Genomic DNA, 19764 nt, shown 5'->3' on the forward strand with positions numbered 1-19764 from the left:
CTGACGCGTCAGGGCGCCGGCGGCCGCGCGGCCGCCAGGGCGGCGGACAGCACGGCCGGTGCCTCGATCAGCGACGGGCCGTACCAGGTCAGGTGACGGCCGCTGACCAGGGCCGCGGGCAGGCCTGGGAACGCCTCGGGTCCGTCGTCGGCCGCGAACGCGTACGGCTCGTCGGGCAGGACGACCAGGTCGGCACGGCCAGGGGCGGCCAGCTCGGCGAGCGGAACGCGCGGATAGCGCTCGGCGTGCCCCGCGTACAGGTGGTGCACGCCGAGCCGCCGCAGCACGTCGCCCGCGAAGGTGTCCCGGCCCAGCACCATCCACGGACGCCGCCACACCGGCACCACGGCCGTGCGCGGCGGGTGCGCGGGCCGGACGGCCCGCCAGGCCGCCTCCGCCTCCGCCAGCCACGCGGGCCGCGGCAGGCCGCACGCGGCGAGCACGCGCGTCAGCTCGGGGAACGCGTCCTGGAGCGTCCGCACCCGGGTGACGAGAACGGTCAGGCCGGCCGCGCGCAGCGCCCGGAGGTCGGGCGCGCGGTTCTCCTCCTCGTTCGCGATCACCAGGCCGGGCCGCAGCGCCGCGATGCGCGCCACGTCGGGATTCTTGGTGCCGCCGACGCGGGTGACCGCCAGGTCGGCCGGGTGGCTGCACCAGTCGGTCGCCCCGGCCAGCAGGCCGGGGGCGGTCGCGGCGACGGTCTCCGTCAGCGACGGCACCAGGGAGACGACCCGCTCGGGACGCCGCCCCCGGCCGGTCGCGGGCCCGGTCACCGCGCCGCGGGCTCCGGCTCCGCCGCCTCTTCCTGCTGCTGCTCGGCGGCGGCCTTGCCGCCGGGCAGCACGCGGGCCAGCCAGTGCGAGCGGCCGGCGACCAGCGGGGCGACCACGGCCAGGATGAGCACGTAGCCGGCGATGAACGGGGACAGCCGCGGATCGAGCCCGGCCGCCGCCGCCATCGTGGCGAGAATCAGCGCGAACTCGCCGCGGGCCAGCAGCGTGGTGGCCACGTTCGCCGTCGGTCCCGGGCCGAAGCCGTAGATCCGCGCGGTGAACAGACCCGCGAGCAGGTTCATCGTGAGAGTGACGACGACGGCGGCGAGCACCGGCCAGATCACGCTCGGCAGGTCGCCGGGGTCGATCGACAGGCCGAAGCCGAAGAAGAAGATGGCGGCGAACGCGTCCCTCAGTGGATGCACCAGGTGGAGGATGCGCCCGCGGGAGCCGGTGTTGCCCAGGATCAGGCCGACCATGAACGCGGCGATGGCGTCGGCGACCCCGAACTTCTCGGCGATCCCGGCCACGAGCACGGCCGCACCGAGGAAGGAGATCACCAGCAGTTCGTTGTCCTTGGTGTCGAACAGCCGGCCGACGATGCCGGTCCCCCAGCGGGCCGCCACGGCGAGCAGCAGGAGGAAGCCGAAGGCCTTGCCGATGTCGGCGAGCATCGCGCCCACATCGTCGGCGCCGGAGATCACCGGCTGGAGGGCCGCCAGGTAGAGGGCCAGGAAGATGTCCTCCACCACGATGATGCCCAGGATCGGCTTGGTCTCCGGATTCCCGATGCGTTTGAGGTCGACGAGCACCTTGGTGACGATCGCCGATGAGGAGATGCCGAGGACACCGGCCAGGACGAGCGCCTCCGAGGTGCCCCAGCCCAGGGCGAAACCGAACGCCAGGCCCGCTCCCACGTTCAGCGCGAGGTAGGCGGAGCCGGCCACCACCATTTTGCGGCCGCCGGTCTTGAGGTCGTCCATGTGGAATTCGAGACCGAGGTAGAACAGCAGCAGCACCAGGCCGAGGGCCGAGAGCATCTCCAGGTCGTGCGGGTCCTCCAGGAGCACGAAGCCCGGGGTGTTGGGGCCGAGGAGTATCCCGGCGAGGATGAACAGCGGGATGGTGGGCAGCCCTATGCGCCCGCCGAGGCGGGCGAGGATGGCGGCGGCGACGAAGGCGCCGCCCATGGCGACGAGCGTGTCAGCGTGTCCCATGACTCTCACCCCTCACAGGCGGTAGCAGGAATCGGGCGGGGGCCGGGTCGGGCGGGCGTCGGAAAGCGGATGGCTCCTCCTTGGCGTCCGGACGGCTCGGTCAGGTGAGCGTCAAGAAAGCGTTAATACTTAGCTTACCAAACGATTTTTTCGGCCCCCAGGGCGCCGTACCCCCCGGCCCCCGTACGGCATGATCCGGTGTGTGACCCGACGACTCATGCTGCTCGACACCGCGTCCCTCTACTTCCGGGCCTACTTCGGCGTTCCGGAGTCCGTCCGGGCTCCCGACGGCACTCCCGTCAACGCTGTGCGGGGCCTGCTTGATTTCATCGCCCGGCTGGTGACCGATCACCAGCCCGACGACCTCGTCGCCTGCCTGGACGAGGACTGGCGCCCGGCCTGGCGGGTGGAGCTCATCCCCTCCTACAAGGCCCACCGCGTGGCCGAGGAGACCCCCGAGGGCCCGGACACCGAGGCCGTGCCCGACACCCTCACCCCGCAGGTGCCCGTCATCCTCGACGTGCTCGACGCGGTCGGCGTCGCCGCGCTCGGCGCCCAGGACTACGAGGCCGACGACGTCATCGGCACCCTCGCCCACCGCGCCACCGGGCCGGTCGACATCGTCACCGGCGACCGCGACCTCTTCCAGCTCATCGACGACGCGCGCGGCGTGCGCGTTCTCTACCCCGTCAAGGGCATGGGCACCCTCGCCGCCTTCGACGAGGCCGCGCTCCGCGACAAGTACGGCGTCGACGGCCCGGGCTACGCCGACCTGGCCGTGCTGCGCGGCGACCCCAGCGACGGCCTGCCCGGCGTCCCCGGCATCGGCGAGAAGACCGCGGCCCGCCTCCTGGACCGCCACGGCGACCTGGCCGGCATCCTCGCCGCCCTGCGCGCGCAGGACCCCGCCTTCACCCCGGCCCAGCGCACCCGGCTCACCGCGGCCGGGCCCTACCTGGACGTGGCCCCGCGCGTCGTCCGCGTGGCCACCGACGTGCCGCTCGCCGCGCACGAGGCGACCCTGCCGACCGCCCCGCGCGACGCACGGGCGCTGGACGATCTGGCCGCCCGCTGGGGACTCGGCGGCTCCCTCACGCGGCTGCTGGCCGCGCTCGACCGGTGAACGGCCGGGCGGCGCGGCCCCCGTTCAGCCGACCGAGGTGTACGCCACCACCCCGCGCAGCATCTTGTCGACGGCCTTCCGCGCGTTCCCCGGCACCGTGCTGCCCTCGGGCGCCGCGGCGGCGACCTGGCCCAGCACGTCGATGACCTGCTTGCACCAGCGCACGAAGTCACCGGCGGGCATGTCCGCGTCGCGCAGCACCTCGTCGAGCCCGTGGCCCTGCGCCCAGCGGAACGCCGGCCAGGCGAAGCCGAGGTCCGGCTCCCGCTGCCCCACACCCGTCGCGTCGCTGATGCGGTGCTGCTCCTCCAGCGCGTCCAGCCGGCCCCAGATCCTGACCATGTCGCCCAGCGCCTGCCGCGTCCGGCCGCCCGGCACCTCCGGCGCGGGGGCGTCGTCGGCCGAACGCGCCTCGTACACCAGCGCCGAGGCGCAGGCCGCGAGCTCGGCGGGCCCGAGCCCCTCCCACACCCCGTCGCGCAGGCACTCGCTCGCCAGCAGGTCGAGCTCGCCGTAGAGCCGGGCGAGCCGGCGGCCGTCCGGCGTGACCTCGTCGCCGTGCAGGTAGCCCAGCTCCGTCAGCAGCGCCGCGACCTCGTCGAAGGTGCGCGCGATGGTGTTGGTCCTGCCCTCGATGCGCCGCTCCAGCTGCCGCGTGTCCCGCCGCAGCCGCTCGTACCGCTCGGCCCACCGGGCGTGGTCCTCGCGCTCGTCGCAGCCGTGGCACGGGTGGGCCCTGATCTCCGTCCGCAGTCGCGCGATCTCTTGGTCGTCGGCCGCCGCGGACCGCTCCTTGCGGTGGCGCCGCGGCACGACGTGCCCGGCCTTGGTCCGCAGCGCCGAGGCCAGGTCGCGCCGCGACTGCGGGCTGCGCGGATTGAACGTCCTGGGAATGCGCATCCGGTCCAGCGGCTCGACCGGCACCGGGAAGTCCATCGAGGCCAGCCGCTTCACCTGCCGCTGCTCGGTCAGCACCAGCGGGCGCGGCCCCTCGTGGTGGTCCATGCCCCGGTGCCCCGCACTGCGCCCGCCGGCCACGCCGGGGTCGAGCACCAGCGCGAGACCGGCGAACTTGCCTGTCGGCACGTGGATGATGTCGCCGGGACGCAGCTGCTCAAGCGAGGTGTGCGCCGCGGCGCGGCGCTGCGCCACGCCCTGCTTGGCCAGCTCGGTCTCGCGGTCCTTCAGCCGGCGGCGCAGCCGCGAGTACTCGGTGAAGTCCCCGAGGTGGCAGGTCATCGCCTCCCGGTAGCCGCGCAGCCCGTTCTCGTTGCGCTGCACCTGCCGCGAGATGCCCACGACCGAGCGGTCCGCCTGGAACTGCGCGAACGACGTCTCCAGCAGATCGCGCGACCGCTGCCGCCCGAACTGCGCCACCAGATTGACCGCCATGTTGTAGGAGGGCCGGAACGAGGACCGCAGCGGGTACGTCCGCGTCCCGGCGAGCCCGGCGACGGCCGCCGGGTCCATACCGCGCTGCCACAGCACCACGGCGTGTCCCTCGATGTCGATACCGCGCCGCCCGGCCCGGCCCGTCAGCTGCGTGTACTCCCCCGGCGTGATGTCGGCGTGCTGCTCGCCGTTCCACTTGACCAGCTTCTCCAGCACCACCGAGCGGGCGGGCATGTTGATGCCGAGCGCCAGCGTCTCGGTCGCGAACACCGCCTTGACGAGACCGAGGACGAACAGCTCCTCGACGACCTCCTTGAACGTGGGCAGCATCCCGGCGTGATGCGCCGCGATACCGCGTTCCAGGCCCTCCAGCCACTCGAAGTACCCCAGGACGTGCAGGTCCTCGTCCGGGATCGAGGCGGTGCGCCGCTCCACGATCTCCCGCACCCGGCCGCGGGCCGCCGTGTCGTTCAGCCGGAGACCCGCGTGCAGGCACTGCTGGACGGCCGCCTGACACCCCGCCCTGCTGAAGATGAACGTGATGGCCGGCAGCAGCCCCTCGGCGTCGAGCCGGTCGATGACCTCCACCCGGCTCGGCGTGTACGTCCTGGCCCGCTGGCGCCGCTCCCGCTCCCGGTCCGCGGCCCGCTTGCGGTCGCGCCCGTTGCGGTAGCGGTCGCGGGCGGTCCACGGGCGGCTGTTCTCCATGCGGGCCATGCGCAGCAGGTCCGGGTTGACCTCGCGCTTCTCGTCGGACTCCTCGAACAGGTCGTACAGCCGCCGGCCGGCCAGCACGTGCTGCCACAGCGGCACCGGACGGTGCTCGGAGACGATCACCTGGGTATCGCCGCGCACCGTGTCCAGCCAGTCGCCGAACTCCTCCGCGTTCGACACGGTCGCGGAGAGGGACACCAGCGTGACGGACTCGGGGAGGTGGATGATCACCTCCTCCCAGACGGCGCCGCGGAAGCGATCGGAGAGGTAGTGCACCTCGTCCATCACGACGTAGCCGAGGCCGCGCAGCGACTGGGAACCGGCATACAGCATGTTCCGCAGGACCTCGGTGGTCATCACGACCACCGGCGCCCCTGAGTTGACACTGTTGTCACCGGTGAGCAGCCCCACCCGCTCGGCGCCGTAGCGCTTGACCAGATCGGTGAACTTCTGGTTCGACAGAGCCTTGATCGGCGTCGTGTAGAAACACTTGCGGCCCTGCGCCAGGGCCAGGTGGACGGCGAACTCCCCGACGATCGTCTTGCCCGAGCCGGTGGGGGCCGCGACGAGCACGCCCTTGCCGGCTTCGAGTGCCTGGCACGCCTCGATCTGGAACGCGTCGAGACCGAAGTCGTACAGCTCACGGAACGGGGCGAGCGCGGTGGCCTCCTCGGCGGCGCGCCGACGAGCAGCGGAGTAGCGCTCAGCAGGGGACATGTGGTCGGTCATTGTGCCTACGAGCCTACCGGCCCAGGCCGCGACCGACCCGTGGACTTTTTCCGCACCGTCCCCCGCTGACGCCCGCACCCGCTGACGCCCGGACCCGCCCCTACCCGGCCGGGCGCGCGCCGGAGGGCTGCCGCGTCTCGGGCGCCAGCAGCCGCAGGGCGCCCGGCACGCAGCGCGCGGTCAGCGGCAGCGGGCCCAGCGGCTCGCCGTCCGCGTACCCGGTCACGCCCGGCGCGTCGAGGACCACCTCGGCGGCCCGGTGGACCGAAACCGCCGGATGGCCGAGGTGGGTGCCGCGGTAGACGCGCGGAAAGACCCGCAGCAGCGTCCGCCGGTCGACCTCGCCCACCACGGTGATGTCGAAGAGCCCGTCGTCGAGCCTCGCCCCGGCGCACATGCGCATGCCGCCGCCGTAGCTCGGCCCGTTGCCCACGGCGACCAGCGTGGCGTCGAACTCCCGCCACGGCCCGCCGTCGAGCCGCATGCGGTACGGGATGCCGCGCAGCCGCCCCAGCTCGGCGACCATGGCGATGTCGTAACGGAGCCTGCCGCGCGGCCGGCGCATCCGGTTCCCGCGGTCGTTGACCCGCGAATCGAACCCGGAGGCCAGCACGCCGCCGAACCAGGCGTCGCCCACACGTCCGAGGTCGAGCTGCCGGTGCGTGCCCGCCTTGCAGGCGGCGGCGATCACGCGCGCGGCCGCGCCCGGGTCACCGAGCGGCAGCCCGCAGGCGCGGGCCATGTCGTTGCCGGTACCGGCCGGGACGATCCCCAGCGGTGTGGCGGTCCCGGCGATGGCGCGCAGCGCCAGGGAGACCATGCCGTCCCCGCCGACGGCCACCAGGGCGCCGGTGCCCTGGGCGACCGCGGCACGGGCCCGGTCGACGGCGTCGTCCGCGTCCGCGCCGACGAGGCCACGGACCAGAAAACCGGCGTCCCGCAGCACGCGCCCCGCGCGCAGGGCGGCGCGCGCGCCGCCGCCCTCGCCCGCGGCCGGGTTGATCAGCAGAGTGATGTCACCGCTCACGCGCCGCGCCGGGTCACGTCGCGTCGTCGAAGCCGTTGAGCCTGGTCGAACCGTCGGTGCCGGACCCGGCGCCTTCGCCGCCCGAGGCGGCGACCCGCTCGGCCGGCTCGATCGTGGACGGCGTGAGGTCGAGGTCGGATGCCTCGTCGTCGCTCAGCTCGGCGTCCGGATTGCCCTTGCGCCGCCGCCGGTCGTTGAGGAGGGCGATGCCGCAGGCGAGGAAGTAGAGCCCGGTGACCGGCACCTGGAGGGCGATCATCGACATCAGGTCGGTGGGGGTGATCGCCGCGGCGAAGACCGCGATACCGACGACCATCCACCGCCACCAGCTGACCATCCGCTTGCCGGAGACGACGCCGCCCAGATTGAGCAGGACGAGCAGCAGCGGCAGCTCGAAGGCGAGCCCGAAGGCGAGGGCCATGCGGACGGTGATGTCCAGCAGCTCCTCGACGGTCACCAGGTTGTCCACGCCGGGGATGCTGAAGCCCAGCAGCACCGGGATTGCGCGAGGCAGCAGCCAGTAGGCGAAGTAGGCGCCGATCAGGAACAGCGGCACACCGACGGCGACGACGCTGCGCGCGTACTTCTTCTCGGTCCGGTGGAGGCCCGGGGCGATGAACGCCCACGCCTGGTAGAGCCACACCGGGGAGGCGGCGATCAGCCCGCACAGGAGCGATACCCGGAGATAAGTGGCGAACGGGGAGGTGAGACCCTGCTGCGTCAGGTTCGCACAGCGCTCCGCGGCGTCCGCCGTTTCGTTGATCTCGTCGCACTCGGGAAGCGGATCGGTGAGCAGCTCCTGGAGGTCCTTGGCGAAGAACAGCGCGACGATGGTGATCACGAGGACCGCGGCCACCGACACCCCGAGCCTGTTGCGCAGCTCGCGCAAATGCTCGGTGAGAGGCATACGCCCCTCGGGGTCTTTCTCCTGCTTGCGCGTGGCCCTGGGCACCCCACGTCCTCGTCTCGAGGGGCGACCGGATCAGTCCCGGCCGCCCGGCCTCACTCCATGTACCGGCGGAGGGCTCAGCCCTGCGACGTCCGCTTCGGCTCGTCGACCGGCCGGGACGTCTCGGTGTCCCCGGGGGCGGCCTGGATGGTGCGCTGGGAGGTGGTCGTGTCCGGCGGGGCCTGGCCGTCCTTCCCCGAGCTGTCCCCCTCCTTCTTCATGGCCGCCGTCTCGCTCTTGAGGATGCGCATCGACTTGCCCAGGGAACGGGCGGTGTCCGGCAGCCGCTTGGCGCCGAAGATGAGGAGGACGAGCAGCCCAACGAGAAGGATCTGCCACGGTCCGATCTGACCCATATCTCTGTCTTCTCTCTCGTCGGGGAATGACCTTCGGTCCGTCCGGCACGGACCGTCCTGACCGCCCCGTACGAACAGCAATCCTAACGCGCAAGGGTGAACACAGGGCAATGCCTGAACGGCCGCCTATTCTTCCGCATTATTTCCTGCGTTCGACCGCTGCACCAGACCACTCCGCGCGACCAGCGGCGCCGCGGAGCGTTCCAGCTCCTCCTTCGCCCTGCTGATCCGCTCGGCACTGTCGCCTACCGCCCGGGAGAAACGGCGCACCTCGATACCGACGCGCACCGCGAGCACGCCGAGCACGGCCACCCCGCAGAAGGCGAGAACGAGCTGGAACATCGGCCAGAACATGCTCAAGCCAACTCCTCGTACTGATCGAGCGCGGCACGGGCCGCCTCGCGAGCGCTCTCCGCCAGCTCGGGCGGCGAAACGATGCGCCCGTCCCCGCCCAGACGCAGCGCCAGCCGGCGCAGCGTCGCCGGGTCGGGGGTGCGCAGCGTCACCCGCAGCCCGCCGTCGGGCAGCTCCTCGGCCGCGTCGTGCGGATAGTACTCCGCGACCCAGCGCCCGCCGGGGCCCGTCTCGATCACCACCTCGGGATCGGTGGGGGCGGGCTGCACCAGGCCCTCGCTGAGGTCCCGCGGCTCCACCGCGGGCGGGTCCGCCGGGGTGTCGAGCAGCTCGATGCCGGCCACCCGGTCGAGACGGAACGTGCGCCGCGCCTCGGACCTGCGGCACCACGCCTCGACGTAGGTGTGCCCGACCGCGAACAGCCGGATCGGGTCGATCTCCCGGTCGGTCAGCTCGTCGCGGCCCGGGGAGTAGTAGCGGATGCGCAGCCTGCGGCGCTCCGTGATGGCACGGTCCACATCCGCGAAGACCCCGCCCTCGGACTCGAAGGTCACCGAGACGCGCGAACTGGCCCCGGCGCTCTCCCCCGCCGCGGTCTCCAGCTTCGCCGTCGCGCGCAGCAGCGCGTCCTTGTCCCCGTCGCGCAGCCCCGGCAGCGTGGCCACGGCGCGCGCGGCGACCAGCAGCGCGGTGGCCTCGTCCGCGGCCAGCCGCAGCGGCTGTCCCGTGCCCGAGCCCACGGCATCGGCGTTGTACCACCAGATGTGCTCGCCGTCGGTGTCGATGTCGAGCAGATCACCGCCGCGGAAGCTGGTGCCGCACATCGGCAGCACGTTGAGGTCGGAGATCAGCTCGTCCTCCGAGATCCCGAACGCCCGCGCCACCTCGTCCACCCGGGCCCCCGGCCGCTCCCTCAGGTAGGTGACCAGCGACAGCATCCGCCGCGTCCTGTCGATGGCGGTGGTCGCCATGTCAGCCTCTCTCCTCAGCCCTTGGCGACCGCGCGCAGCCGGTCGACCACGTCCGCTCGCAGCTCGGCGGGCTCCAGCACGACCACGTCCGGGCCGAACTCCGCGAGCCACGCGCCCAGTCCGTGCCCGTAGGGGATCTCCAGCTCGTCCCACTCGCCGTCCCGGCCGCTGGTCACCGTGGCCCGGGCGCGCAGCGGATAGCCGGCGCCGGTGCGCAGCAGAATCCTGGCCTGCCCGGTGGCGTGCTCCCCGGCCCACCTGGCCACGCTCTCGCGGACCGCGACGTGCCCTGGCACCTCGGCCGTGAACGTACCGGCGCGCGACTTGACGCGCCCCACGATGCGCGAGAGCCGGAAGACCCGCACGGCGCCGCGCTCGCGGTCGAACCCGGCCAGGTACCAGTGACCGCGCCAGCACTCCAGCGCCCACGGCTCGACCTGCCGCGTCCCGGGGCGTGCGGCGTTGGACTTGCGGTAGTCGAATGTGACGGGGCGCCGGTCACGGCACGCGATCATCAGCGGCTCGAACGCCGACTCCCCGGCGGGTACCCGCGGCTCGAGCGCGCTGTACGCCTCGCGCTCCTCCTCGGCCAGCGGCATCCCGGCGGCGCGCAGCTTCTGGAGCGCGCCGCTCGCGGCACCGGCCAGCCGGGCCTGCTGCCACACCTTGGCGGCGAGGCCGAGCGCGGCGGCCTCCTCGGCGTCCAGGGTGACGGGCGGCAGCTGATTGCGGTCGCGGCGGGCGACATAGCCGACATCGCCGTCGAGGCTCTCGACCGTCTCGATCACCATGCCCAGCTCGCGCAGGTCGTCCTTGTCACGCTCGAACATCCGGTTGAAGGCGTCCTCGGAACCGACCTCGATGTATGCCTCGATGGAGGTACGCAGCTCGCGCTTGCTCAGGGCACGGCTCGTCCCGAGCAGGCACAGGGCAAGGTTCATCAGCCGCTCGGCCTTGGCAATCGCCATCGACGCGCCGCCCTCCTCCTCAACGCAGCAGGCCCATCCCCGCGAAGGGATGGGCCCACCGTACCGCCTGAACGGATCAGGCCGAGACCAGATCGCAGACGAAGATCAGCGTCTCCCCCGGCGCGATCCGGCCGCCGCCCGCCCCGGCGTCACCGTACGCGAGGTGCGGCGGGATGATCAGCTGCCGCCGGCCGCCGACGCGCATGCCCTGCACGCCTCGGTCCCAGCCCGGGATGACCTGGCCGCCGCCGAGCTGGAAGCGCAGCGGCGTGCCCCGGTTCCAGCTGGCGTCGAACTCCTCACCGGTGCTGAACGAGACTCCCACGTAGTGCACGGCGACCTCGGTACCGGCCTGGGCGACGGGTCCTTCGCCCTCCCAGAGGTCCTTGATCTCCAGGTCGGCGGGCGGCTCGCCGCCGGGGAAGTCGACCTCGGGCTTGTCGGTGCTCACAAAAATCCACTCCTACGAACGAAAATGCGTCAGGGCTTGCGAATGCGGTCCCTCAGACCACACCGATGATGTCGATCACGAACACCAGCGTCGAATCGGGCGGGATCGCGCCGTTGCCGGTCTCCTGGTCGCCGTAGCCGAGGTCGGGCGGGATCACCAGGAGTACCCGGTCGCCCACACGGTTGTCCGCGAGTCCCTGGTCCCAGCCGGCGACGACCGACTGGGTACCGATCTGGAAGCCGGAGGCGGCACCGCGCTCCCAGGAGGAGTCGAACGTCGCGCCGTCGGCCCAGGTGACGCCGATGTACTGGGCGATGACGCCCTGCCCCTCGGCGACCTCCTGGCCGTCACCCTCGATCAGCACCTGCTCCTGGAGCTCGCCGGGCGGGTCCTGGCCCTCGGGAATGGTGATCACCGGTGCCTCGTCGCCCTCGGTGGCGACCTCGGGCAGGCCCTCCTCCACCGCCGCCTGCTCGCCCTCGGCGTGGGCGGTGGCGTCGACCGTCACGGTCTCGGCGATGTCGAAGACCCACAGCACGCCGTCGTCCTCGGCGAAGCCCGCCTCGGTGGCTCCCGGGCCCAGCATCTCGGTGACCGGGCCCTCGACCTGGACGCGACTGCCCGTCTTCGTCCCGGCCAGCGGCGTGGTCGCGGGGGCCGGCAGGCTGGACTCGGCACCGACCTGGACGACGAACTGCCGCCGCGGAGTCTCGCCGCCCCCGGCCTCCTCGCCGCCCTCTGCCTGCTCGCCGCCCTCTGCCTGCTCGGTGTTGGCCCAGGTGTTCAGCAGCTCCATATCGGCGCCCATGACCTGGCCGACGACGTCCACCCGGATGAAGTCCCCCTCCTTCACCTCCGCACCGTCACCCTCATTGACGACTTCGACTACCGTCTCGTCGCTGACCTGGGCGTCTCCGTCGACGGAGATCTCCGGCGGGGAGTCGGGCTCGCCCGAAACGGTGGCCACGGGCTCCGCTGCGGGGGACGAGTCGTCGGATGAGCCGGAATCCTCGGAGCCGCAGGCGGTGAGGAACAGTGCGGGAACGGCCAGCACCGCGACGACGCGGCGCGCACGTTTGGTGGGGATCATCTGTCCAACTTGGGCTAGGCACGGCCGGGGCGGGACCCCGCTGGTCCCGCCCACCCTACGACCTCTTCCCGTGCTTCCCCCTGCCCGCCGCAGCGGGGGGTCACATGCCCGCGATCAGCTTCTCGACCCGCTCGTCCACGGAACGGAAGGGGTCCTTGCACAGCACCGTGCGCTGTGCCTGGTCGTTGAGCTTCAGGTGCACCCAGTCCACCGTGAAGTCCCTGCGCTGCTCCTGGGCCCTGCGGATGAAGTCGCCGCGCAGCCGGGCCCTGGTGGTCTGCGGCGGCACGGACTTGCCCTGGAAGATCTTCAGGTCATTGCAGATGCGCTGCGCCTGCCCCTTGCGCTCCAGCAGGTAGTACAGGCCGCGCCTGCGGTGGATGTCGTGGTAGGCGAGATCTATCTGCGCCACGCGCGGGTGGGACATCGTGAGGTTGTGCTTGGCCCGGTACCGCTCGATGAGCTGGTACTTCATGACCCAGTCGATCTCGGTGTTGATCTTGTCCAGGTCCTGGCCGCGGATCGAGTCGAGGGCGCGGCCCCACAGCTCGAGCACCTGCTCGGTCAGACCGGTGCGCATCCCGCGGCGCTCGCAGAAGTCCAGCGCCTTTTCGTAGTACTCCTGCTGGATCTCCAGCGCCGACGCCTCGCGCCCGGTGGCGAGCCGCACCTTGCGCTGGCCGGTGATGTCGTGGCTGACCTCGCGGATGGCCCGGATCGGGTTCTCCAGGGTGAGGTCGCGCATGACGGTGCCGGCCTCGATCATGCGCAGCACGAGGTCGGTGGCCCCGACCTTCAGCAGCATGGTCGTCTCCGACATGTTGGAGTCGCCGACGATGACGTGCAGCCTGCGGTAGCGCTCGGCGTCGGCGTGCGGCTCGTCCCTGGTGTTGATGATGGGCCTCGAACGCGTCGTCGCCGAGCTGACCCCCTCCCAGATGTGCTCGGCGCGCTGGCTGACGCAGAACACCGCACCACGCGGCGTCTGGAGCACCTTTCCGGCCCCGCAGATCAGCTGGCGGGTGACGAGGAAGGGGATGAGCACGTCCGCGAGGCGCGAGAACTCACCGTGCCTGGCCACCAGGTAGTTCTCGTGGCAGCCGTAGGAATTGCCCGCGGAGTCGGTGTTGTTCTTGAACAGGTAGACGTCGCCGGCGATGCCCTCCTCGTGGAGCCGCCGCTCGGCGTCGACCAGCAGCCCCTCCAGAATGCGCTCGCCCGCCTTGTCGTGCGTGATCAGCTCGGTGACGTTGTCGCACTCCGGTGTGGCGTACTCGGGGTGCGAACCGACGTCCAGGTACAGCCGTGCGCCGTTCCGCAGGAACACGTTGCTGCTGCGTCCCCAGGACACGACTCGGCGGAAGAGATACCGCGCCACTTCGTCCGGGGACAGACGCCGCTGCCCGCGGAACGTACAGGTGACGCCGTACTCGTTCTCCAGCCCGAAGATTCGGCGATCCATGAGTGAACATTACGCCCGATGCTCGCTTCTGAAACCGGGTTCGCGTGCGGCGTTTCGATCATTTTCCGATTCCGGCGGCACCCCGGACACACCGCCAGGAACTGCGAGAACACTCCGGGTGGCGAGAAGCACGAGGAACGCCAGAATGCCGCCCGCGCCGGCCAGGGCGAACCCCGCCGCGTCCCCGCCCGACTCGATGACCGGCCCGACCACGGCCGTGCCCACGGCCGTGCCGACGCCGAACGTGGTGACCAGCCAGGAGAACGCCTCCGTCACGGTGCCGACCGGGGCGTGCCGGTCGATGACGACGAACGCGCAGGCCAGGCCAGGCGCCAGGAACACGCCGGCTAGCGCGGCGAGCCCGGTCATCGCGGCAACCTGCTCCGGTACCAGTGCCAGCGGCACATAGCAGACGGCCAACGCCGCGGTCAGCGCCCGCAGCCGCCGCTCCGGCTCCCCCGCCCACGAGCGCGCGCCGTACCACAGACCGCCGATCAGGGCGCCCGCGCCGAGCCCCGACAGCAGGTAGCTGGCCACCAGTTCGTCCCCCCGCTCGTCGGCGTAGGCCACGGCGGCGACCGAGATGGCCCCCAGGGCGATGCCGACGAAGAAGAAGCACCCGAGCAACGCCAGCAACCCCTGGGAGCGCAGGGCGCCCAGCCAGTGCGCCTCGCGCGGCGCGCCGCGCCAGCGCCTCGAGGGCGCGGACACCACGACGGACAGCGCGCCCAGCACGCCGACCGCGTTGATCACCAGCAGGGCGGCGGCCTCGGACCAGAAGGCGACAAGGAGCATCACCACCATCGGGCCCCCGGCGAACATCACCTCCTGCGCCACCGCGTCCAGGGCGTAGGCGCGGTGCACGAGGTCGCCACGGCCCAGCACGCTCGGCCACAGCGCGCGCAGCCCGCCCTCCAGGGGCGGGGTGGTCAGACCGGCGACCAGGACGGCGGCGCAGGCGAGCGCGAACGGCTCGGTCCCGGCCACGGCGAACAGCCCCATCGCCAGTGCGGAGACCACGGCGGCGGGGAGCATCACGCGGAACTGCCCGTACAGGTCGACGAGCCGGCCGAGGAGCGGCTGGCCGACGGCGGTGGCGAGACCGTGCACCGCGGCGAACACCCCGGCCAGTGAATACCCGCCGCCCTCGGCCCGGGTGAACAGCACGATGGCCAGTGCGGCGGTGCCGTGCGGCAGCCGCCCGATCAGCGTGCCGGTGAGCAGCCGCAGCACATGCCCCGCCCGCAGCAGCTCCAGATAGCCCGTGGCCATGACCGCACCCTCCAGAAGTGTTACGTATAACTTCCGTGATTCTACGTACGATGTCCGGGTTCCGGGAGACGACGGGAGCGCAGACGGTGAGTGAAGAACGCGTGCGCCGGGGAGCGCGGTGAGGGGCGCCCTGCCGCCCCGGCCCACCAGTCGGGATGTCGCGGAGCGGGCCGGGGTCTCGCAGGCCACGGTTTCTCTCGTGCTCCGCGACCGGTGGCACGGCCGCGTCTCCCCCGCCAGGGCGGAGGCGGTGCGCGCCGCCGCCCGCGAGCTGGGCTACCGGCCCAACGTGGCGGCCCGTACCCTGCGGCTCGGCCGGTCGCGCACCGCGCTGGTGGTCGTGCCCGCACTGACCAACGAGTTCTTCGCGCGGGTGCACGCCGGCGCGGTACGGGTGGCGGCCGGGGACGACGTCGGCGTCGTGCTCTACACCTCCCCGCTCGAAACGGGCCCGGCCCGCGACCCGTTCGCCTCGGCCGGCGCGACGCTGGACGGCGTGCTGGCCTCGTCGATGGCCGCCGAGGCCCTCGCGGTGCTCAGCGGGGAGGGGCTGCCGCTGGTCATGCTGGACAGCGAGCCCGGCGCCGGGGCGGCGGCGACCGTGAACCCGGACATCGCCGCGGGCATGCGGCTGGTCGCGCGGCACCTGCTGTCGCTCGGCCACCGGCGCTTCGCGCATGTGGCGGCCGACGTGGACTCCTGGACGTTCCGCGAACGGGCGCGGGTCCTGGCCGCGGAGCTGGCCGCGGTGCGCGGCGCCCGCCTGGTCGGCACCCGGCGGGCCCCGATCGGAGTGGCGGACGGGGTGCTGGCCGCGGAACGTGCCCTGACCGCGGCGGAGCGGCCCACGGCGCTCGTGTGCGACGACGACATGCTGGCCGTGGGCGCGTACAAGGCCGCCCGGCGTCTCGGACTGCGGGTGCCGGACGACGTCTCGGTCACTGGATTCGACGATCTGACGGTGGCGACCGCCGTCGAGCCGGAGCTGACGACGGTGCGGCTGCCGGGCGAGGAGCTGGGCGCGGCGGGGATGCGCGCCCTGCTGGCCGCCCTGCGCGGGGAGAGCCCTGGGACCACTGTCCTCCCCGTGGAGCTGGTGCGCCGCGGCTCCACGGCCGTGCCCCCGGGGCCGGCGGCTCCGGGGACACGGGAGTGAGGATCAGTCCTCGGAGCCGGACTCGGGCGCGGACTCCGTGCCCTCCTCCTGCTCCTCTGTCTCGGCCGCCGGGGGCGCCGCCTCGGTCTCCAGCAGCCGGGCGAGCTGCTGGCCGAGCACGCGCTTGAACTTACGCTGCTGCGGCCGGTTCCTGTCGAGCAGCGCGACCTCAAGCTGGTCCGCCGTCAACTCCCGGTCGCTGCCGCCGGGATCGCGGCCGAGCGACTCGACCGCCAGCCGCAGCGCCTCGCCCAGGCCCATGTCGTCCCGGTGCCGCTGGTCGAGGTAACTGCCGATCTGGTCCGAATTGCCCCCGACCGCGACCGAACCGTGCTCATCGATGATCGAACCGTCGTGCGGCAGCCGGTAGATCTCATCATCCGCCGGTGTCTCGCCGACCTCGGCTACCAGCAGCTCCACCTCGTAGGGCTTCTCCGCGCCGCTGGAAAAAATGTTCCCCAGGGTCTGGGCGTACAGATTGGCCAGCCCCCTCGCCTTCACGTCCTGGCGGTCGAAGGTGTAGCCGCGCAGGTCGGCGTAGCGCGTGCCGCCGATCCGCAGATTCTCGTACTCGTTGTACTTGCCGGTCGCGGCGAAGGCGATCCGGTCGTAGATCTCGCTGACCTTGTGCAACGCGCGCGAGGGATTCTCCGCGACGAACACGATGCCGTCGGCATACTGGAGCACGACCAGGCTGCGCCCGCGCGCGATGCCCTTGCGCGCATACTCCGCGCGGTCCGCCATGGCCTGCTGGGGTGAGACATAGAACGGCGTCGACACCGGCTATTCGTCCCTTCCTGTCCGTCGGAAAGTGTTACCGGGCGGGGAATCTACAGAACCGGCGCCTGCGGCCCGTTCGGCAGCTGCAGCCGGGCCTCGTGCACCGCCCTGGCGATCTCGGAGACCTCCGCCTCGGCGAGCCTGCGGAACCCATCCTCGGTGATCACCGTGACGATGGGGAAGATCCGCCGGGCCAGGTCGGGGCCGCCCGTCGCGGAGTCCTCGTCCGCCGCGTCGTAGAGCGCCTGCACCACGGCCGTGGTGGTCTCCTGCTCACCGAGGTCCTCGCGGTGCAGCTTCTTCAGCGAGCCGCGGGCGAAGACCGAGCCGGAGCCGACGGCGGCAAAGCCCAGCTCCTCGGAACGGCCGCCGGTCACGTCGTAGGAGAAGATCCGGCCCCGCCGTCGGTCCAGGTCGTAGCCGGCGAACATCGGCACGACGGCCAGGCCCTGCATGGCCATGCCGAGATTGCCGCGGATCATGGTGGACAGCCGGTTGGCCTTGCCCTCGAGGGAGAGCACGTGGCCCTCGACCTTCTCGAAGTGCTCCAGCTCCAGCTGGAACAGCCGCACCATCTCGACCGCGAGCCCGGCCGTGCCGGCGATGCCGACCGCGGAGAACTCGTCGGTGGGGAAGACCTTTTCCACATCGCGCTGGGCGATCATATTGCCCATGGTGGCCCTGCGGTCACCGGCGAGGACCACGCCGCCGGCGAACACGGCCGCCACGATCGTGGTGCCGTGCACCGTCTCCACCGGGCCCTCCACGGGGGGCAGCGCCCGGCCGCCGGGCAGACGCTCGGGCGCGTAGTCGGAGAGGAAGTCGAAAAAGGAGGAGGACCCCGGCCGCAGGAAGGCCGCCGGGAGTCGCCCCTGGTCGTGGGAGTTGGCCGCCACAGGTTTCCTTCCAGGAGTTGAGCAGGCAGAGAAACGGTTCGCTGCCCCGATCCGGCAGTGCGGCCGGGACCTCGGGCAGCGCATGGCAGGGACCCTACCCGTCACATGCTGAAGATCCACCCGGGTCGTGCGACCGCCGGACGGCCAGTGTCACTGGCCGCCCTTCTGCACGAAGCTGCGCACGAAGTCCTCGGCATTGGACTCGAGCACCTCATCGATCTCGTCCAGCACCGAGTCCACGTCGTCCGTCAGAGCCTCCTGGCGCTCCTTGAGGTCCTCTGAGACCTCCGCGTCCTGAGTCTGCTCCTCGGCCTCTTCACTGGTGCGCGACGCCCTCTGCTGGCCGCCGCCCGTGTCCTTCGTCGCCATTTCCCTCACCCCATGCTCTGCTCGAAGTATCAAGATCAGACCCTACTAGCCGGGGCTGACATCGGCCCTTCTTTGCTACAACGTCCGGGAACCACCTCCATGATTCCCGGATCGGCGGCATGTCAGCCTCCCGAGAGCGCACGAACAAGATCCTCGGCCGTCGCGCAGCGGTCCAGCAGGTCCTTGACGTGCTCCCGTGTCCCGCGCAGCGGGTCCATGGTGGGCACGCGCTGGAGGGAGTCGCGCCCCGGCAGATCGAAGATCACGGAGTCCCACGAGGCGGCGGCGACGTCATCGGCGTACTGCTCAAGGCAGCGGCCCCTGAAGTAGGCCCTGGTGTCCTCGGGCGGGCTGCTCTGGGCACGCAGGATGTCCTCGTCCGACAGCAGCCGGGTCATCCGGCCGCGGGCCGCCAGACGGTTGTACAGGCCCTTGTCTGGGCGGACGTCGGCGTACTGGAGATCCACCAGGTGCAGCCTGGCCGCCTCCCAGCCGAGGCCGTCCCGCCGGCGGTAGCCCTCCATCAGCTCCCGCTTGGCGACCCAGTCCAGCTGGCCGGCCAGGCTCATCGGGTCCCGCTCCAGGCGCCCGAGCACTTCCTCCCAGCGGTCGAGCACGTCGGTGGTCTGCGGGTCCGCGTCGGCACCCCAGCGCTGGTCGACATACTTGCGGGCCAGCTCGCAGTACTCCATCTGGAGCTGCACGGCGGTCAGCGACCGCCCGCTGCGCAGGGTGACCTGCTCGCGCAGCGACGGATCGTGACTGACCCGGTGCAGGGTGCGAACCGGCTGGTCGACGGCGAGGTCGACGGCGATGAAGCCGTCCTCGATCATCGAAAGCACCAGCGCGGTGGTGCCTAGCTTGAGATAGGTGGAGACCTCGGAGAGGTTGGCGTCGCCGATGATCACGTGCAGCCTGCGGTAGCGCTCCGCGTCGGCGTGCGGCTCGTCCCTGGTGTTGATGATGGGCCGCTTCAGCGTCGTCTCCAGGCCCACTTCGACCTCGAAGTAGTCGGCGCGCTGGCTGAGCTGGAACCCATGCTCGCCGCCGTCCTGCCCGACGCCCACCCGGCCCGCGCCGCAGACGACCTGCCGCGAGACGAAGAACGGCGTCAGGTGCCGCACGATGTCGGAGAACGGCGTCTCCCGCTTCATCAGGTAATTCTCGTGGGTGCCGTACGAGGCGCCCTTGTTGTCCGTGTTGTTCTTGTAGAGGTGGATCGGCTGGGCGCCCGGCACCTCCGCGGCACGGCGCGCGGCCTCCGCCATGATCCGCTCGCCCGCCTTGTCCCACAGCAGCGCGTCCATCGGGCTGGTGGTCTCCGGGGCGCTGTACTCGGGGTGCGCGTGGTCGACGTACAGCCGCGCCCCGTTGGTCAGGATGACGTTGGCCAGGCCGATGTCCTCGTCGGTCAGCTGGCTGGCGTCCGCGTTGTCCCGGGCCAGGTCGAAGCCCCGCGCGTCCCGCAGCGGGTTCTCCTCCTCGAAGTCCCAGCGCGCCCGCCGTGCGCGGTGCATGGCCGCCGCGTAGGCGTTCACGACCTGGGACGAGGTGAGCATGGCATTGGCGTTCGGGTGGCCGGGCACGGAGACGCCGTACTCGGTCTCGATGCCCATCACTCGCCGTACAGTCATGCGGCCCTCCTTGCCCGGCGGCGGCTCCTCACCGTCCCGCTGCTGGGTACGAGCGTAGGCGACACGGGGTGCGGTGAGGAG

Annotated in this window: 19 protein-coding genes; 2 read left to right on the forward strand and 17 right to left on the reverse strand. The window is 71.9% G+C overall.

Annotated features, from left to right (window positions below; translation table 11 throughout):
- Window positions 1-8 precede the first annotated feature (8 nt).
- Together RM779_RS09885 and RM779_RS09890 are read right to left on the reverse strand one after the other, a co-directional pair.
- On the reverse strand, window positions 9-773 hold the full coding sequence (locus RM779_RS09885; RefSeq protein ID WP_311617290.1) for a helical backbone metal receptor: 765 nt from the start codon (window positions 771-773) through the stop codon (window positions 9-11).
- Window positions 770-1963: a cation:proton antiporter gene (locus RM779_RS09890; RefSeq protein WP_311617346.1), complete on the reverse strand. Its 1194-nt coding sequence runs from the start codon at window positions 1961-1963 to the stop codon at window positions 770-772. The genes RM779_RS09885 and RM779_RS09890 overlap by 4 nt, the downstream gene beginning before the upstream one ends.
- 244 nt (window positions 1964-2207) lie before the next feature.
- Here RM779_RS09890 and RM779_RS09895 point away from each other — a divergent pair, with 244 nt between their 5' ends.
- Window positions 2208-3113, forward strand: coding sequence for a 5'-3' exonuclease (locus RM779_RS09895; protein WP_311617347.1), 906 nt, complete (start codon window positions 2208-2210; stop codon window positions 3111-3113).
- 24 nt (window positions 3114-3137) lie between these two features.
- On the opposite strand, the gene RM779_RS09900 is transcribed toward RM779_RS09895, so the two are convergent.
- From RM779_RS09900 to RM779_RS09950, 11 genes are all read right to left on the reverse strand, one after another.
- A complete protein-coding gene (locus RM779_RS09900; RefSeq protein WP_311617291.1) occupies window positions 3138-5948 on the reverse strand; it encodes a DEAD/DEAH box helicase in 2811 nt (936 codons plus the stop codon).
- A 100-nt stretch (window positions 5949-6048) separates the two neighbouring features.
- On the reverse strand, window positions 6049-6975 hold the full coding sequence (locus RM779_RS09905; RefSeq protein ID WP_311617292.1) for a diacylglycerol kinase: 927 nt from the start codon (window positions 6973-6975) through the stop codon (window positions 6049-6051).
- 13 nt (window positions 6976-6988) lie between these two features.
- On the reverse strand, window positions 6989-7927 hold the full coding sequence (gene tatC, locus RM779_RS09910; protein WP_311617293.1) for a twin-arginine translocase subunit TatC: 939 nt from the start codon (window positions 7925-7927) through the stop codon (window positions 6989-6991).
- Window positions 7928-8001: 74 nt separating this feature from the next.
- Complete coding sequence (gene tatA, locus RM779_RS09915) at window positions 8002-8280, reverse strand: Sec-independent protein translocase subunit TatA (RefSeq protein WP_311617294.1); 279 nt, start codon at window positions 8278-8280, stop codon at window positions 8002-8004.
- Window positions 8281-8406: 126 nt separating this feature from the next.
- Window positions 8407-8634 carry a hypothetical protein gene (locus RM779_RS09920; RefSeq protein ID WP_311617348.1) on the reverse strand — a complete coding sequence of 76 codons (228 nt, stop codon included), beginning with the start codon at window positions 8632-8634 and terminating at the stop codon, window positions 8407-8409.
- Window positions 8635-8636: 2 nt separating this feature from the next.
- A complete protein-coding gene (locus RM779_RS09925) occupies window positions 8637-9605 on the reverse strand; it encodes a helix-turn-helix transcriptional regulator (RefSeq protein ID WP_077062460.1) in 969 nt (322 codons plus the stop codon).
- A 14-nt stretch (window positions 9606-9619) separates the two neighbouring features.
- A complete protein-coding gene (locus tag RM779_RS09930; RefSeq protein ID WP_311617295.1) occupies window positions 9620-10573 on the reverse strand; it encodes a helix-turn-helix transcriptional regulator in 954 nt (317 codons plus the stop codon).
- A 76-nt stretch (window positions 10574-10649) separates the two neighbouring features.
- Complete coding sequence (locus RM779_RS09935) at window positions 10650-11024, reverse strand: FKBP-type peptidyl-prolyl cis-trans isomerase (RefSeq protein WP_077062458.1); 375 nt, start codon at window positions 11022-11024, stop codon at window positions 10650-10652.
- 52 nt (window positions 11025-11076) lie between these two features.
- Entirely contained in the window at window positions 11077-12114 is a 1038-nt protein-coding gene (locus RM779_RS09940) for an FKBP-type peptidyl-prolyl cis-trans isomerase (RefSeq protein ID WP_311617296.1), read from the reverse strand.
- A gap of 100 nt (window positions 12115-12214) precedes the next feature.
- Entirely contained in the window at window positions 12215-13576 is a 1362-nt protein-coding gene (gene pafA, locus RM779_RS09945; RefSeq protein WP_077062456.1) for a Pup--protein ligase, read from the reverse strand.
- 9 nt (window positions 13577-13585) lie between these two features.
- Window positions 13586-14848 (reverse strand): MFS transporter, encoded by a 1263-nt coding sequence (locus RM779_RS09950; RefSeq protein WP_311617297.1) that lies wholly within the window; start codon window positions 14846-14848, stop codon window positions 13586-13588.
- A 118-nt stretch (window positions 14849-14966) separates the two neighbouring features.
- Here RM779_RS09950 and RM779_RS09955 point away from each other — a divergent pair, with 118 nt between their 5' ends.
- Window positions 14967-16004: a LacI family DNA-binding transcriptional regulator gene (locus RM779_RS09955; protein WP_311617298.1), complete on the forward strand. Its 1038-nt coding sequence runs from the start codon at window positions 14967-14969 to the stop codon at window positions 16002-16004.
- A gap of 3 nt (window positions 16005-16007) precedes the next feature.
- Here RM779_RS09955 and prcA read toward each other — a convergent pair whose 3' ends face one another.
- The 4 genes from prcA to dop all read right to left on the reverse strand — a co-directional run bounded on the left by prcA (window position 16008) and on the right by dop (window position 19683).
- Window positions 16008-16784 carry a proteasome subunit alpha gene (gene prcA, locus RM779_RS09960; RefSeq protein ID WP_311617299.1) on the reverse strand — a complete coding sequence of 259 codons (777 nt, stop codon included), beginning with the start codon at window positions 16782-16784 and terminating at the stop codon, window positions 16008-16010.
- 50 nt (window positions 16785-16834) lie between these two features.
- Entirely contained in the window at window positions 16835-17680 is an 846-nt protein-coding gene (gene prcB, locus RM779_RS09965; RefSeq protein ID WP_077062452.1) for a proteasome subunit beta, read from the reverse strand.
- 150 nt (window positions 17681-17830) lie between these two features.
- Entirely contained in the window at window positions 17831-18049 is a 219-nt protein-coding gene (locus RM779_RS09970) for a ubiquitin-like protein Pup (RefSeq protein WP_077062451.1), read from the reverse strand.
- 122 nt (window positions 18050-18171) lie between these two features.
- On the reverse strand, window positions 18172-19683 hold the full coding sequence (gene dop / locus RM779_RS09975; RefSeq protein WP_311617300.1) for a depupylase/deamidase Dop: 1512 nt from the start codon (window positions 19681-19683) through the stop codon (window positions 18172-18174).
- Window positions 19684-19764: the final 81 nt, after the last annotated feature.

Origin of the sequence: Streptomyces johnsoniae, from assembly GCF_031845565.1 — a bacterium.
In the GTDB taxonomy this organism is placed as follows: domain Bacteria; phylum Actinomycetota; class Actinomycetes; order Streptomycetales; family Streptomycetaceae; genus Streptomyces; species Streptomyces johnsoniae.